The organism is Scrofimicrobium canadense (assembly GCF_009696615.1).
Classification (GTDB): domain Bacteria; phylum Actinomycetota; class Actinomycetes; order Actinomycetales; family Actinomycetaceae; genus Scrofimicrobium; species Scrofimicrobium canadense.
This window is the reverse complement of the sequence record NZ_VULO01000005.1, coordinates 133,952-148,919: the sequence shown is the minus strand read 5'-3', so window position 1 is coordinate 148,919 and position 14,968 is coordinate 133,952. Positions and strand designations below refer to the sequence as shown.

The 14,968-nt window shown below is 54.1% G+C and carries 14 protein-coding genes; 5 read left to right on the top strand and 9 right to left on the bottom strand.

What is annotated here, in order from left to right:
* The first annotated feature begins 52 nt into the window (after window positions 1-52).
* Window positions 53-1,258, top strand: a complete 1,206-nt coding sequence (locus tag FYJ24_RS05335; protein WP_154544304.1) for an MFS transporter — start codon at window positions 53-55, stop codon at window positions 1,256-1,258.
* Here the strand turns inward: FYJ24_RS05335 and FYJ24_RS05330 are convergent.
* The 4 genes from FYJ24_RS05330 to FYJ24_RS05315 all read right to left on the bottom strand — a co-directional run bounded on the left by FYJ24_RS05330 (window position 1,250) and on the right by FYJ24_RS05315 (window position 4,289).
* Window positions 1,250-1,840 (bottom strand): TetR/AcrR family transcriptional regulator, encoded by a 591-nt coding sequence (locus FYJ24_RS05330; RefSeq protein WP_154544303.1) that lies wholly within the window; start codon window positions 1,838-1,840, stop codon window positions 1,250-1,252. The genes FYJ24_RS05335 and FYJ24_RS05330 overlap by 9 nt on opposite strands.
* Window positions 1,841-2,020: 180 nt before the next feature.
* The gene (locus tag FYJ24_RS05325; RefSeq protein WP_154544302.1) at window positions 2,021-2,518 is read right to left on the bottom strand and encodes an isocitrate lyase/phosphoenolpyruvate mutase family protein; all 498 of its coding nucleotides are present in this window, start codon (window positions 2,516-2,518) and stop codon (window positions 2,021-2,023) included.
* A gap of 300 nt (window positions 2,519-2,818) precedes the next feature.
* Entirely contained in the window at window positions 2,819-3,169 is a 351-nt protein-coding gene (locus FYJ24_RS05320) for an SDR family NAD(P)-dependent oxidoreductase (protein ID WP_154544301.1), read from the bottom strand.
* Between the two features lie 145 nt (window positions 3,170-3,314).
* Window positions 3,315-4,289 (bottom strand): DUF5692 family protein, encoded by a 975-nt coding sequence (locus FYJ24_RS05315; protein ID WP_318656550.1) that lies wholly within the window; start codon window positions 4,287-4,289, stop codon window positions 3,315-3,317.
* Between the two features lie 210 nt (window positions 4,290-4,499).
* Between FYJ24_RS05315 and FYJ24_RS05310 the strand changes: the two genes are divergently transcribed.
* Both FYJ24_RS05310 and FYJ24_RS05305 read left to right on the top strand, forming a co-directional pair.
* Window positions 4,500-5,075 carry a TetR/AcrR family transcriptional regulator gene (locus FYJ24_RS05310; RefSeq protein ID WP_154544300.1) on the top strand — a complete coding sequence of 192 codons (576 nt, stop codon included), beginning with the start codon at window positions 4,500-4,502 and terminating at the stop codon, window positions 5,073-5,075.
* Between the two features lie 138 nt (window positions 5,076-5,213).
* Window positions 5,214-5,672 carry a hypothetical protein gene (locus FYJ24_RS05305; protein ID WP_154544299.1) on the top strand — a complete coding sequence of 153 codons (459 nt, stop codon included), beginning with the start codon at window positions 5,214-5,216 and terminating at the stop codon, window positions 5,670-5,672.
* A gap of 197 nt (window positions 5,673-5,869) precedes the next feature.
* Here the strand turns inward: FYJ24_RS05305 and FYJ24_RS05300 are convergent, their stop codons facing one another.
* From FYJ24_RS05300 to FYJ24_RS05285, 4 genes are all read right to left on the bottom strand, one after another.
* Window positions 5,870-6,220: an ASCH domain-containing protein gene (locus FYJ24_RS05300; RefSeq protein WP_154544397.1), complete on the bottom strand. Its 351-nt coding sequence runs from the start codon at window positions 6,218-6,220 to the stop codon at window positions 5,870-5,872.
* 160 nt (window positions 6,221-6,380) lie between these two features.
* Window positions 6,381-7,535: a class C sortase gene (locus FYJ24_RS05295; RefSeq protein ID WP_154544298.1), complete on the bottom strand. Its 1,155-nt coding sequence runs from the start codon at window positions 7,533-7,535 to the stop codon at window positions 6,381-6,383.
* A gap of 73 nt (window positions 7,536-7,608) precedes the next feature.
* Complete coding sequence (locus FYJ24_RS05290) at window positions 7,609-10,920, bottom strand: carboxypeptidase regulatory-like domain-containing protein (protein WP_154544297.1); 3,312 nt, start codon at window positions 10,918-10,920, stop codon at window positions 7,609-7,611.
* A gap of 295 nt (window positions 10,921-11,215) precedes the next feature.
* On the bottom strand, window positions 11,216-12,676 hold the full coding sequence (locus FYJ24_RS05285) for a SpaH/EbpB family LPXTG-anchored major pilin (protein ID WP_154544296.1): 1,461 nt from the start codon (window positions 12,674-12,676) through the stop codon (window positions 11,216-11,218).
* 294 nt (window positions 12,677-12,970) lie between these two features.
* Between FYJ24_RS05285 and FYJ24_RS12860 the strand changes: the two genes are divergently transcribed.
* On the top strand, window positions 12,971-13,351 hold the full coding sequence (locus FYJ24_RS12860) for a hypothetical protein (protein WP_225872010.1): 381 nt from the start codon (window positions 12,971-12,973) through the stop codon (window positions 13,349-13,351).
* 341 nt (window positions 13,352-13,692) lie between these two features.
* Here the strand turns inward: FYJ24_RS12860 and FYJ24_RS05275 are convergent, their stop codons facing one another.
* Window positions 13,693-13,878 carry a hypothetical protein gene (locus tag FYJ24_RS05275; RefSeq protein WP_154544295.1) on the bottom strand — a complete coding sequence of 62 codons (186 nt, stop codon included), beginning with the start codon at window positions 13,876-13,878 and terminating at the stop codon, window positions 13,693-13,695.
* Window positions 13,879-14,251: 373 nt separating this feature from the next.
* On the opposite strand from FYJ24_RS05275, the gene FYJ24_RS05270 reads away from it, so the two are divergent.
* Window positions 14,252-14,749 carry a zinc-binding metallopeptidase family protein gene (locus tag FYJ24_RS05270; RefSeq protein WP_154544294.1) on the top strand — a complete coding sequence of 166 codons (498 nt, stop codon included), beginning with the start codon at window positions 14,252-14,254 and terminating at the stop codon, window positions 14,747-14,749.
* Window positions 14,750-14,968 lie beyond the last annotated feature (219 nt).

The window sequence follows — 14,968 nt, the reverse complement described above, 5'->3', positions numbered from 1 at the left end:
ATTCGCGGGTCGCACTGTTCCCGCTTGTCATGCTTCATACCGAGCGGAAATCATGTATTCAATTGTGTTGGCTATCATCTATGTCGCGTTCATTAGCTTAGGTCTACCCGATTCCCTTCTGGGTTCTGCGTGGCCGGTCATGCATTCTGATCTGGGTGTTCCCGTGTCCTACGCAGGTATCGTCACTATGATCATTGCCTTTGGAACGATTATTTCCAGCCTTCAATCAGATCGCCTTACCAAGAAGCTGGGTACTGGGCTAGTCACGACCATCAGCGTTGCTATGACAGCAGCCGCATTGATTGGATTTTCTTTCTCCCACTCTTTTGTCTTGCTATGCATATGGGCAATCCCCTACGGATTAGGAGCTGGCGCAGTCGATGCAGCCCTCAACAATTATGTGGCTCTGCATTATGCTGCCAAGCACATGAGTTGGCTCCACGCTTTTTGGGGCGTGGGAGCAGCAACCGGACCGGTGATCATGGGGGCGGTGCTCTCGGGCGGAAGTCCCTGGACAACTGGCTATTGGCTGGTCGGACTCATCCAAGGTGCTCTTACATTATTCCTAGTCTTCAGTCTTCCCTTGTGGAAGAAAGTGGAAACTTCTCCGTCGAGAAACACTGTCGGAGAATCCTTGCAACTAACTGAACCGATTCCCCTCTTTAAGGCAATCCGTTTCCCTGGAGTGCCATACATGTTGGTAGCTTTCTTTGGATACTGCGCGTTCGAAGCCACTTCCATGTTGTGGGCTTCGACCTACTTGGTTGAATACCGCGGAGTCGTTCCGGCCACCGCCGCACAATTTGGCGCGCTTTTCCTCATTGGTATTACTGCCGGACGCTTCATGAGTGGTTTCGTTGCCGACCGTATGGGAGACAAACGGATGATCCGTCTGGGAACTCTCACAGCATTGGTAGGTGCAGTCCTCATAGCGTTACCGTTATCGACCAATGGATTTGCCCTCGCGGGAATGGCTGTTGCAGGACTTGGATGCGCACCCATATATCCCGCGATTATTCACGCAACACCGGACAACTTTGGTCGTGAAAACTCTCAAGCCATCATCGGTATCCAGATGGCAAGCGCGTATTTGGGTACTACTCTTATGCCGCCACTTTTCGGGATTCTAGCGACAAACTTCTCTATGGGCCTATTCCCGTTCTACCTCATGATCTTCGCGGCGCTTACGTTCGTGATGACCGAACGACTCAACCTCCTCTCTACCCGCCGCACTAGCAACAAGGTTGACCTACATTGATAGGTCGGATTGTGCAGTAATCAGGTCTATTGCTCTGATTACCTCTGCCGGATCCCGTTCTTCTGTGTCCAGGGCTCTATGGATCGTCAATCCTTCGATAAGGGCATCAAGGATGCGGGCGGTATCGGCATCAAAGTGTTGTTCTAAAGCAGCGCGACTGCGTGCCATCCACGCCGACGTTATCTGTCGAAAGCTCGGGTTCCGCGCTGCCAAAGTGTACAACTCGTGCGTCAACACCAAGTCCGATGCACCACCAAAAATATCGTTAAGTACATGCTCGACAACTGCTGACTTGGCCGATTGGAAGTCCGTTGCCTGGGCCATACGCAATTCCATTTGCGCGGATGAAGTTGTTGCGAACCGCGTAAATGCCTCATGCAACAGTTCATCCATCCCAGAGAAGTGGTACGTCATTGAGCCCAGTGGAACATCGGCTGCTTTTGCAATCTTGCGGTGCGAGGCACCAGCAACACCCTCGGCAGCTATGACCTCCAGGCAGGCATCAATAATGCGATCGCGACGGTCAGGGTCTATGCGCCGCGGTCTGCGCTGCGTTCCACCATCCGTCGATTGCGACGCCATTTTCGGCTCCTATTCCCTTACCTACCTCTAAGACTATCTGCATTCCATCTGTCAGTTATGCGTGAGACGATCAAGGAGCTCAGCGCTCCTGCATATCCTTCGCTCTAGGCCCGCCTTCACAGGCTATGTATTCAGCTCACGGAACAGTGACACGACTGTTGCTATACAGGAAGTCACATATCAGCGCGCGCAAACGCACTCTTTGACTATGGCATCAGTGCGCGCGTTCAACGCGAAGGGAACACCCTCTGCCTGCGCGGCTGCGATCACCGATTCCATGAGAGCAACAGAGTTGTCGAAGGGTTTCATTTGATCTTCAACATTTGCTCCTGAAACACCGATTTCAATAGCTCTACGCACTGTTTGAGGGGCATCCCCAAAACCACCATCAAGGTCCGCAGTGACGGGAAGATTCGTTGCAGCCACTATCTCGGCAGTGCTCGCTAGCATGAGGTCAACTGGAATGTTCTCGCCGTCTGGGTATCCGTGCATAGCGGCAATGCTGTGTCCAGCAGTGGCAATAACTTTTGTTCCTGGCAACGCTGAGATTACGCGGGCAGTGACCGCATCCCAAACATTGACGAGGCGAAGAATCTCTGGTGTAGCCGAAAGCTGCCGAATTATCTGAGCAACAGCGGTTGTTTGAGTAATACTGCGAGTATTTTTTATATCTGCCATTAACCTACCTGCTGCCGACTACGAAGCACTAGGCGTTGCCCGAATCTCCTATGGACCCATGACTCAAAATATTGCCCTCACAGCCCTTAGGGAACTAGGTGCTGCACTGCTTGCTGGGGACGTTATTCCCGGGGACACAGAAATGCTAAACGACTTCGAGTGGTTCCTTCCGGTTCAACTGGTGGAGGAAGCCACGCACAATGAATGCACGCAGCGATACCGTTGCAGCTCGCTGTTATTGCCACTAAGACTGGACACGGGTGAATTTCGAGACAAACACAGATACTGTTCCCGCTGCGATCATTGGATTCTCCGTCCTAGATTCGTTAAGGACTTTTTAATATCTGCAGGGTTTGTCCCCATGGTGCCCGGGCCCGCACTGACCAGTAAGCCATCGATTTTGCCCAATTGAGAAACAGTATTAGACACTAATATGTCCATTTGTTCGGCGCGCGTCACATCTGCTCTCATACAGATCAACTCACCTGAAAGGGCTGACGCCTGATCTAAGAGAACCTGGAGGGGCTCTTCCGAACGCGCACAGACTGCTACATGTGCACCCTCACGTAGCAATGCTAAAACTGCCGCTTTACCTATCCCACGAGAGCCACCTGTCACAATGAATACTCTGTCAGCAAGTTTTAGTTCCACAAGGTTTATCCGATCATTGTGCGAGGAATAGTAGTGAGGTCAAAGGCTACGCCATTGCGTCCCCCCGTCTCTCACTACCCTACTGTGGGTGCTTATTCTTTAAAACCCCTCCTGGCTACATCTCCTGTTTCAATCTACGCCAAGTTCAGATTTTCACTTTCAGTTCTAAACCAAGATCGGAGTCGCGGTCTCCGGCCTGCATATTAGTTTCGCGCACCTCTTTGTATTGGGACAGGTGTGTATAGAGTTCCTGTGTGAGTGGATTGCGGTGATAGTGAATGATGGTTCGGACTTGGTAGATTAGCACTGCGATATTTGCTGCCAAGGCGATGAACGAGACTGAGAACAGGGCTACAGGATTGCCGGAAGAGTTCACGGCAAACTGTGAATCTGTCACGAATGCAGGAACCGCCATAGTGAACATCATCCACAGGGCCAGCGTATGTGCGCGGTGTTGTAACCATGCGCCCTTTTTGATGAAGAATGCAGGGATAGTACATGAAATCAACAGTGCAGCCCCCGCGTAGAAAGAGTGATCCCCCACGCAGTTGTATACGTAAGCAAAGTTCCACAAATCGTATGCAATAATCCAGAACCACAACATGTCCGGCCAGATCATATCTTTGGCTTTATCCCTGGAAATAATGATGCCCATCCACCCACAAATGGTCACGAGATTGATGATTCCAGCAATGCCATTCATCCAGTTCCATGAGCCGGAAAGCATGTAGACGCCATCCACCACTCCGTCAGCTCCCAGCGCTCCTACCTGGAAATCACGAATACACGCTTCCAGAATATTGATCGCCAAAATAGCCGGTGGGAACATCAGTGCCCACCGGTTCCGCGAGAGCTTCGGGAAATATCGAATGGCCATGAAACCAAGGCATCCAGCCAATGCGGAATACACTTTGACCCAGTGGAACCAGGTGCCCGTGGAGGAGTCTGGCCCGGCGGTTGTAGGCCACACAAAAATGGTCAAGATTATTGGAAGCGCGACAAAGAAAATGAGACCACCTGCTTTGGAACGCCTCGTCAGTTCATTGAAACCTATGAGCGCGGCTAACACGCCAAACCACGCCAGCCATGAATACCATGGGATTGATTCAAAGAGGAACACCTTTGCCTCCTAATAACGGGTCCCGGGGGATGTCCGGAACATGATCGAGCAGCCCGATTCGAGCTTCACTATCACGTTATAATTCCCAGTGGATAGGCGTCATTAGACAGTGTGGAACAAGTGTCTAATGACGAAGGTGATTCACTGCAGCATCGCAATGCGTGAGGGACAATGGACCCATAACGGCCAACTCCTTATGGACGGTGACAGATGGATAACCCCGGACGGTCGACACGCGAGCTATTACGTGATGCTCTAAAAGACGAGCTGACCCGTCAGCCCCTCGACCGCGTCTCCGTCAGTTCCCTCTGCCGACGCGTCGGCATCACCAGGCAAGCCTTCTACTATCACTTTTCTGACGTCTATCAACTAGCTGCCTGGACTTTTGAGGAAGAAATTGCCAAGCACATCATGCAACATGCCACCTATGACCAGTGGGCAGATGGTTTGAAACGCATGCTGATATATCTGCGCAGCAACCAACAACAAACCTACGCAGCCATAGACGCGCTTTCTATTCAGGAACTGGAAATCTTCTTTCTTGCACAGTTTAGGGCAATGATGCGTGCGATCGTCGCTGAGATAGGCGGGGACATCACGTTGCGCGGCAATGACCGTGACTTCGTCATTGACCACTACGCACTCTCCATTTTGGGGCACGTTCTATGGTGGCTATCTAACCGCATGCAGCAAGACCCCCACGTATTGGTCGCTCGCCTCGAGAAGATTCTCAACGGTAGTGTTCGGCAGTCACTTGAGAGGTTCGCTGATACCGACCAGCAGTGACACATATTGTGCACAGCAAGTTCACACACAATTCGACAACCGCGATGGAAGACCTATAACCTACCTCGGACTGTAGGCGACAGATCGCCTCGCCGAATCCTAGCGAATAGAAAAGTGCCTCTGTGCTACCCTCACTCCATGGTGTCTTCTCGAGTGTTGAAATCTGCTGTTGCAGTTGGAGGTTATGACTTTCTCTGGTATGCCTCCCCTGATCTGGCCAATACACAAGGAGGACACATTGCCCTGCGAAGCCTGGCCGCTGCCGGAGTCTCCGTTGCAGTCTTTGATACGGCATTGATGCACGTCAAAAAGGTAGTGGAGAATCGGGATGAGTTCGGCAATGAAGAACCAGAAGAACCACTCTCCAACGCCAAAGCAGTTGCTGCAGTTGCTGGCATAGTTGCAGTGGGGGCCATCGCAGTGGGAGGAGAAATCCTGACATACCGTTTTGGTCAGCGCCTCAAAAGGCGCGGATGGCGTTTTCCTCATCTGATGATTGGGGCACTCTCGGGTATCGGCACAGCGATCCTCGTAGCAAAGGAATTGCAGTCATCTAAAACTACTCCTGCCAAGGTCACGGTTACTTACGTTCAATAGCACCCGAGGGAATCCTTCTGACGGCTCACAAAGTCGATTGCTGAAGCAGAAAATACTTGGCTCATCAACCGCAGACATTCCTCAAATATGCGATCACAAGGCCGCCCAGCCCAATCGCCCAGAACTCCAATGACTAGCGGAAGAGAAAATACGACCATAACGCCCCGGCTATCGCACTTTTATCCCCCATCTTTGCCCTACTCAGCTCCGGCTGAAAGCTGCGGGTATCGCAGTTGAAACCGCTCACAAATAACCGGCATATCAGGCTCATAGCCTCGCGGATTGTCAGAAAAGCGACGCCAAAAACGCTCATGAATATCGCGCCAGGACTCTAAGCTACGGTCGTCTTCGCCTTCACCATAGGCATGAGCTTCACTCACTTTGTTAAAGGGAACCACTTCAACCAAGGTCGTTTCAATAAGTGCCTTCGGACTACCTTGCCCATCAAGAATGATGCTGAAATCACCCACTGCAGGAAGGGGATCCCGCAGCGACCATCTCCGGCGTCGGCTCCACGCACGATTTCTTCTTCTTAGATGCCACAGCATCCAGTGTGCGGGCAGACATGAATCATGCCCACCTTCCACGCCGACCAACCAGTCAGCGGATAAGGCCAGTTACACACTTCTAAGCACAGTCCCCGGATTCCAAACACGCTTCACTACACTGATACACAGACTCTCCGGGCAACAGATGCGGAATTGACACCTACATCCTGTCAGCCGGAGGGTCACCCACTGAAGCCCCCTCCAAGAAGAGCCCCTTGTCGTCTACGTCCTGGTCGTGCAGACGCGCCGCGGACTGCCTCTTTACTTTTTGGAGGACGTACGCGCCGATGCCGATCGCAATCAGAACTAAGACGATTAGAGGCCAAATCCACCAGGGGCGCTCCACCATCCCCGTGGGTCCAATTTCGTAGCCAAGCTTCTTCGCTGGCCCATCCACACGACTCCCAGTAACGAGCAGTCTGTGCGTATTAATCCCATAGGGTGTACAGGTGATTAGCGTAACCAGGTCTTCCCCTGGGACGCGCACAATATGTTCGACACCTTCTTCCGGGGTGTATACCTCAGTGCTCACAACTTGGTATGCCAGTTCTTCACCCAGCACGTTAATGAAGAAGTGGTCACCGACCTTCAATTCGGGTAGGCGGTCAAACATGCGTTTATCCAGCATCCCCGAATGTGCCGACAGGGCTGCATGGGTTGACGGTCCACCGACCGGCAGGTGCGTCCCGTACAGGTGGCCTACGCCCTTCATCAGCACATCGTCCGAGGTGCCGTGGTAGATCGGGAGATCCACTTCAATCTTTGGGATGGTAAGTCGTCCCATCACGGTGGACCCTGGAAGCGCCAAATACTCTTGGTATTCGGGAGGGTATTGCGCTACCTCTGTGTAATAGTCGCCAATCGGCATGACCGGGAGGTTCGCGTTGTACTCACGGGCCTTCTCTAGCATCACCTGAACGTCCGCACTCTCAATAGCATCCACGTAACCGGTGACCGCTTCAGCCTGCTTTTTTGAGTTGAACCAGCCCCCAGCGAACGGATACACGATGACACCGATACCGATCAACATGACCAGTGTCAGAGCCAGAATCGCGCGCTGTTTACGTTTAGCGGCCGCTTTCACTTCCTCAGGCGACAGTTCCGGCTGCGGAGGTCCCCCAACGAGGGGGTCAGTGAAGCCTGGCCCCCCCGGTTCGCCGGTCATTCCCACTTGGAACTCGGGAACAACAGCGCGGTCTGTCCTCTTTGGGAGGCGCCGAGTCCTGCTTGTTCGTCCCGTTACGGCATGCTGGGGGCGTGACCGCATACCCGCACTATCTCTAACGGCCGCGCGACTGCGCCATTGAACAGACATACATGTCACCCCTCCTAAAATGGCGCAGTCGAAGAACCAACTCGGCTTTTTGAGCCCTTATTATTTTATTGTTTCAGTGCCTGGCAGAGTAGGCACGTTTGGGCTTTCGCCCCAGTAGCGACACGCCACCTAGCGAACTTAGGACGATCAGGCCCCCAACAACCACGAACGCTGCTATCCCGAACATGCCGGCCCTGGGCAAACTGCCACCTGACTTTGCATTGAAGGTCGCAAACGACTTGTAGACCTTTCCGTCCTCGTCGTGCGCCTGAACCGTCACGGTATCTTGGTGGACGAATTCGTCCATCAGCAGACTTCCCTGGCAGTCAACGGAGCCAGAAACATCAAGAGTCCCGAGACCATCGCCGCCCACGTTCCACGAACAACTATTGCTGAGGCCATCAACCTCTGGACCCTCATCAGTCGTATCAATCAGCGAAGCACCGCTAAGTTCGGTTCCCGTATTGTTCGTTATCCGGGCCGTAATCGTGTGTTCTTCCTGGTACAACAAGTAGGACGAGGACTCAATCTTTCCGTCCTTGAGGACACCCTTGGAAACCGCGAGGCCGCTATCAGGACCGTCATCCACGGACGCCGTGAACGTTGCCTCTCCTAGCTGATCCGCGGATCCATTTGCCCAAATCATCAGCGAATCCTGGTGATCGCCCTTAGCAAGTTCAGCCAGGTCGAGTGACCCCTGACACTGCAGGGACTCACCGTTTTCAAGCTTCACGTCAACATCGACATTCGGCTCGATTTGATCATCGCCAGAGAACGTATAGACATTACCCCCAGAAACTCCGCCAGTATCAAACTTCTCGCAATCCTGCCATGTAACCTTGGGGCCGTCCTGGTTAGAATCCCGGAACTTCAGGTTTTCCAGAGCCACTTCACCGGTGTTCTTGATCTGCGCGGTCACAGTTTCCACCTGACCTGAAAGGTCACCACTGTAGACCACGTCACCCGCGATATCCCCAGTGTTCGGGTCCAGCACTCCCTTTTGCACCGTCAGCTCTGGCACCGCTGGCACCGTCGCACGTTCCAATCTTGCCTGTGCGTTTACCTCGGGCGCCCTGTTGCTCTTGTCAAGCGTCAACGGCGTCTTGGACACACCTTCAGCATTGATGGCCGCATCTAGCCACACCCATTCAGTACCCGCTGGAATGTTGGTTGGCAGCGTAGCCTTGTCGAACTTCAGGTAGTAATCCGCACCGTAGTCGACATCGTTGAACGTATATGACCCATCATTCTCCGTCGGAACTGTCTTTATCAGCTGTCCACTCGAGGACGGGTCACCATTGTACAGGCTCACGTCGACTCCCTCAGCGGGGACAAACGTCGCATCTGTCGGAGAGAAGCCGGCCCAGTCAACCTCAACGGTCCCGCTGATGGTGCCGCTCGTAGCCTCAACCCACTGCCCTACGGCGTCTTGCACGGTCTCCTGGGCTTTCACCACGGTGAGGGCCTCACTCTTGCCGTTCTCGGGGTCCAGCCACTTCCATACTTTTCCGTCTTCCAGCGGCGCCTGGAACTCGACCCAGTACTGTCCGGGATCCAAGTCCGGGAACTTGTAGGTGCCATCGTCTTCTGTCGCCACCGACAGCACGGGCGTCTTTTCGCCGTTTACTACCTCCATAAGCGTTACACTGACATCCTCGATCAGAGAGCCTGCATCATCCTTCACAGTGCCGCTCACGATCCCGGTCTTCGCGAGCTCGGCCGTGAACGTCTGCGACGACGTCCAGTAGGCATAGTCTGTCTCGCCTGGCGCAGATGCTGAGCCCTGCGACACCACCGTGACCGTGTCTGTGTGGGTGGCGCCATTACGGATCTCCGAAGTGTCTAGTGTGCCTCTGCAGACAACGGAGAACTTGGCCGCCACGGCAGTGCTGCCCGCTCCAGCCGGGACGTTATACCCATCGAAGAAGAGCTGCTGTCCATCGGTCGGTTGCGTCTTAAACGTGTGTCTACCGAAAACTGCGCCATTGGACTCCTCTCTTTGACAGTAGTCCCACTTCACGTTTCCACCGCCACCGGGCTGGTCCTTGAAGGTGAAGGAAGTCGCCGTCTGATTATTGGAGGTCTTTGTTTCGGAAATGATTTCTATGACGTCCGGGACATCGGCCTTCGTGGCGTAGACCTTGGTGTTTTCTATCCCTTGCGCCCCGCTTACGCCCTTCTTCACGTTTATCTTGGCAGGCGTGGCTGTCCCGCCGCCGGCGCTCTCTCCTGTGCCGCCCTCGTTGCCGCCGCCGCCCAGCTTCCCGTCGAACACGTAGTGGAACTCCGTCCCATTACAATTGTAAGCCGGACCGATTGCCTCTTCGAGATTCCTTTGGATCAGCTTCCAGTTGGAACCGAGTACCTTGTTAACCGAGTCCTTGTCAATGACGACTAGCCATTTCTCATTCCTTCGAGGAAGCGTGAGGTTGAAGTAACCCTTCGCGTTGGTGACGGCAGGGGGATTTATGGACCACCCTTTGGTGCCATCGTCATTGCGGAAATAGATTTGAACCTTGATGCCTGGGATAGGCGTCCCATCTTTAAGATGCAAAAATCCTCTAACATCATCAACTGGGCTCCCAGGGAAGCATCCTCTGGGAGTTGCGGTAGGTGCTTCCGCAGGTGCTACCGCCGCGGCGTTGCCGTCCGATGACTCTTGCACCGACGACCCGCCATCTTGACTGTTACCCTCGATTGCCACCGCCGCAGGCACCACGTCTTCCGGAGAGGTGGCATTGTCTGAATCATCGAATGCTGCCGCCCAAGCCACAAATGTGTCGCCTTCTTCGGCTCCGTTGGCCCGCGCCGTCACAGTAACTTTCGCTTCGGCTGTATCAACCCCGTCGGCTGGTGTCACCTTCACAGCGGTGGTATCCGCGCCGCAGTCGCTGCCCCACGCTATGGTGGGGAGCACAACTCCGCCTGCGAGGTCGGTGGCAGAGGTACATTCAACGTTGAGTGCCCCGGCCGCCTCGCTAGAAACTTCGACCGCGTCAACCGTCAAGAGTTCGAGGTCTCCGTGGAAGTCTGATGCCGCAGCCCCCTCGGCATCTGTGGCAATTTTGGCGTAAGCCGAATCGTCGGCACGCCCTGGGAGAACAAAGGTCGCAGATGCACCTGGGCTCGGAAGGGTAGCGGTCATTTCCCAAGTCAGGTCCTCAGAGAGGGCCACCACCTGGTTCGGCGTGTCCAGAGCAACCTGCGCGCTGGCCTCCGGAGGGTCATCAATCACCGACGCGCTCTCATCAACCATGTCACTTTGAGCAGGCTGCGGACCGCTCTGAGGCTGTCCTTCTCCGGCAGCATATGCAGCAGCCATGCCACCCGTAACCAGAGATGCCACGGCGGCGATTGCCGCCCACGTACGTCTTCCGAAGTGCATGCGTTCTCTCCCCCAAATGAAAGACCGTAGAAACTAACTAATCGGAGTGAAGTTCAGAGTCACTCGACTCGTATAGAGACACTGGCTCACTGCGCTTGTGAGTAAGACCGTGCCTTGAACTGTGTGTATTTGTGGCACGGTCCGATCTGCGATCAGAAGTTGAATCAAAAACCTAACTCAATGGTCCGTGCCAGTAATGAACAAATACTTGAAGGTCCTCTTGCTCCTGGCGGGTGCCCCGCACTCAATCGAAGTACGGGGCACCCGCTTAGGGCACTAGAAAATACGGGAGGTGTTAGGCCTTGGTCCGGGCAACCCGGTACATGCCGTAGCCCGCTCCACCGAGCACCAAGCCACCAACCAGAACCATCAAGATGATTCCGCTCATACCGGTTAAAGGCAGGGTGCCAGTCACCGAAGCGGTGGAAACGTTCACGATCTCGGTTGCGCTGGTATCAGCGTTGACCTTGAACATCACTGGCGCAGCCAGCGGCTGGTAGCCGTTGGGAGCCTCGGTCTCAACTAGCCAGTAGTATTTGCAGTCGGGGTTGACCGTGCCGCTGGTAGAATCATCACAGGTCAGCTGCGTATTCTTCGCCCAGTCGGTGTAACGCAATCCCTTTGCCGAGAACGCCCCGGTAGCGTCCGAAACCAAAAGGTCGTCTTTTGTCATGCCGTCGAGGCCCGTGATGCGGTTGGTCTTACTGAACACGGGAGTGTTGGTCCAGTAGACCTCGAACTTCGCGCCTGCCAGCTTTGCGCTTTTCTCGCTGACCTTTGAGAATGCCCTTGTGCCCATCTTCACCTCGACTTTGGCGCCCGGATCGGTGCTCACGGTGTGCTCACCGTTGCCGTCGTCGATGGTGTAGCTGGCCTCGTTGGTGATGCCATTAATGCCGTCTGCATTGAGGGTAGTCTCGATGGTGGTCTCAACCTTGGACGCGCCGGCCTGTTGAGCAGCCATCAGTTTGGCGAGACCCGCCTGTTTGAAGGTAACAACCACGGAGCCGGTGACTTCGTAATCAGTACCTTCAATGAACGTCGTAGTGCCAGCCTTGATGCTCAAGCTATCATAGGTCAGACCTTTGTGCAGAGTGTCCGTAATGACATATTTGGTTAGGTTTCCGGCGGGAAGGCCTGTGGTTATCGTGAACGAGACCTTATCCCCGACCTTCACCACCTTGGAGTCGTCAGCGGTTTTCTCAATAGAAGACACCGTGTTCTTCGGGTAGATGTGAACGTTGTAGTTCCAATCACCAGCTTTGGTCGCCAGAGGCACCGTCACCAAGAACGGCGGGGCAACCTTGATGCCCAGGTCGCCCGAGTAGGACTCAGTCACCAGGTACTGGCCGACCGCAAGGTCCGCGAACAGTGCATCACCGTCGGCATCGGTTTTTGCAGACTTCGCATCCACCAGGTCACAACCCGTAGGTGCCCAGGCGAATTTGTCGGTCGAAGCCTTGAGCGAATCCACCATCTGAGAGGCCTTTTCCCAGCCGGCATTGGTAGACAGGTCCACACACTTCAGTTTCTCGACTTTGAAGGTGACATCTTTCAACGGCTTCAATCCGTTAGTATTCTGCACGGTACCGTCAGGTGCATCACCTAGTGTTGCTGGCTGCTCAAACTTGTGAATGTTGATGCTGCCCACTGCGTTCGGGTCCACGGTTTCCGCAGCAAAAGCGACCCCCGAAGCGCTCACTAGTCCTGCAAGCGCCACAGCCGCGGTTGCGGCCAGTCCTCGCTTAAATCTCAATTTTCCCCCTCAATTAAGGTGTTCTTATAGGCCATTGTGCCCAGGAGCAATATAGCAAACACATCGGGGATAAGGAAATCCCGGGTTCTAGTGGGAAGTGCAACATCTTTTAGGGTGGTGTTGTCGAATCATCACTGTGAAAGGGTTGCACTTCCGTGGTTACAGGGTATCGGCATTTGTGTCTTGATGAATGCGTCCAGATTTGAAAACTGATTGATCAGGGGAAATCTGTTCGCTATGTGGCGGCGTGTTTGGGACGCTCGCCCTCAACGATCAGCCGGGAGGTGCAGCGTAATGGGTGGAAAGCCTTCCTCCACGTCCCAGGCTTACGTGCCCTACCGCACAGCGGCCCTGAAATGCGGTCCGTACACCCAGTGGCAATATCGGGCCAGCATCGCCCAAGACAAGGCAGCACAGGCGTTAGAGCATTCTCACCGGCCGTGGCGCATGACCCATGACCCCCTAGTGGACTGGGTGGTTCAAGCCCTCCGCCGGGGCTGGACCCCAAAAATGATCGCTGGGCGCCTTCGCCTGCTGTATCCAGAAGATACACGGATGCGGATCTGTGCTGAGAGCATCTACCAGTGGGTGTATTCCAAGGCACAGAAGTGGCGTGAGCTAGTTCAATACCTCCCTAGGGGCAATAAAAAAGAGACGAAAACGCTCGGGCCGTAAAGTACACCGACAGTCCTGCATTCCAGACCGTGTGAGCATTCACGATCGGCCAGGTGAAGTCGAGGATCGCCTCGAGTTTGGCCATTGGGAAGGGGGGCTCAGTGATCGGGGGCGATCATAGTGGGGTAATTCATACCAAGGTCGAGAGGAAAACTCGCTACCTAGCTGCGACTTTGCTGCCAAGGTGTGGGGCGAACGAGACCCTGGCCGCGCAACTCTGCATTTTCACTGCTCTGCCAATAGGGGCCAGGACGAGTGTGACGCCAGATAACGGGAAGGAGTTCACCGACCATGCCGGTCTGCATAAAACTGGTATCAAGACTTTCTTCGCTGATCCATACTCATCCTAGCAACGCGGAACAAACGAGCACTTCAACGGTCACATCCGCCGTTACCTGCCCAAAGAGACCCGGTTCGACACGATCAACGAACAAGAACCCCACGAGATCATCAACGAAATCAACCACCAGCCCCGAAAATGCCTCGGCTAACACACCCCAAACGAAGCCTTCGAACAAGACATACAATCAAACAACCACCCCATTGCACTTCCAAAATGAACGCGGGAATTAGGTGTGTCTGGGGTGGGGGTTGCATTACCGTTTCCAGGTTTTGTGGTGTAGGTCTTCCCAGCACAGTCCCTAAAAACACCAATTCTGGCCGCATACCCTCCACAACAGAATATGTGCAGGTTATTGAGATACCAACGAAAAACCCCGAGAAATCAATAGTTCCCGGGGCTATGAGCGGAGAGTAAGGGATTCTCCCACTTTGTTGATATTCCAACAAAAACTAGCTTAGGTGGTTGTACTGGCCTAAATATGCCCTGATTATTCACTAGATTTGGGCGTACCGCTGGGCAGTAATCTCAGCGGTACCTGACACCGATTAGGGGTTGTCATGGTTTTAGGTTATCAGGCACTACATAATGCAGAGGCGATCAACCTAGAGATGGGTCGGTTTGCGGGTTTGGGTGATTTTGTTTCTCAGGTTGGTGCGCTTCGTCATGATGTTGCTCTGGCGGTTAGGGAGCTGGCTGAGGGTTTTTCCGATGTGGACGTGCGGCTGCTCCGGGGGGTGATCGCCGAGGAAGTTGGTCGTTACTTTTCGGAGCGTTTGTCTGTTCCTCGTACGACGGTTTTTGATGTGTTTGACCGGCTCGGTGTGGTTGAGTTGCGTGACGTGGGTGGTCGGTTGGCGTCGGTGTTGGCTGAGGAGCTTGACCATGAGCAGGCTGGGGAGGTTGCTGCGCTGTGGGATTCACATTTGGATACTCACGGATGTTTGACGGTCGATGAACAGGTCGGCTTGGCGGTGAAGTATTTGCGTGATCGTGGTGGCTTGCGTGATGTTGGCTATCTTCTTGACGCTGGGAGCAACGAGGCTGAGCGGGGTTAGTGATCTGGTGTCTTCCAACCTTAAAGGGCGCTTGTTTTGCGTGTGTCCTTTGGGGTGAGTGGGTAGCAGATCACCAAATGCCGTTGGTTGAGTGTTCCTAGGCCGCTGGAGTACGTCAGGCCTTTATAAACGATAGTGGGCGGTTCATATCCTCATAGCCTTGTAGACCGCTGCAAGGGGACAATGCTTTAGCTAGGCGTTGTCCAAGCCATATGTGAA

Bases quoted from the DNA above. Each gene is read 5' to 3' on its own strand.
- FYJ24_RS05300 (WP_154544397.1), bottom strand. From the start codon at position 6,220: ATGCTGTGGCATCTAAGAAGAAGAAATCGTGCGTGGAGCCGACGCCGG.
- FYJ24_RS05270 (WP_154544294.1), top strand. From the start codon at position 14,252: ATGGTTTTAGGTTATCAGGCACTACATAATGCAGAGGCGATCAACCTA.
- FYJ24_RS12860 (WP_225872010.1), top strand. From the start codon at position 12,971: ATGGGTGGAAAGCCTTCCTCCACGTCCCAGGCTTACGTGCCCTACCGC.
- FYJ24_RS05305 (WP_154544299.1), top strand. From the start codon at position 5,214: ATGGTGTCTTCTCGAGTGTTGAAATCTGCTGTTGCAGTTGGAGGTTAT.
- FYJ24_RS05290 (WP_154544297.1), bottom strand. From the start codon at position 10,920: ATGCACTTCGGAAGACGTACGTGGGCGGCAATCGCCGCCGTGGCATCT.
- FYJ24_RS05330 (WP_154544303.1), bottom strand. From the start codon at position 1,840: ATGGCGTCGCAATCGACGGATGGTGGAACGCAGCGCAGACCGCGGCGC.
- FYJ24_RS05335 (WP_154544304.1), top strand. From the start codon at position 53: ATGTATTCAATTGTGTTGGCTATCATCTATGTCGCGTTCATTAGCTTA.
- FYJ24_RS05295 (WP_154544298.1), bottom strand. From the start codon at position 7,535: ATGTCTGTTCAATGGCGCAGTCGCGCGGCCGTTAGAGATAGTGCGGGT.
- FYJ24_RS05325 (WP_154544302.1), bottom strand. From the start codon at position 2,518: ATGGCAGATATAAAAAATACTCGCAGTATTACTCAAACAACCGCTGTT.
- FYJ24_RS05310 (WP_154544300.1), top strand. From the start codon at position 4,500: ATGGATAACCCCGGACGGTCGACACGCGAGCTATTACGTGATGCTCTA.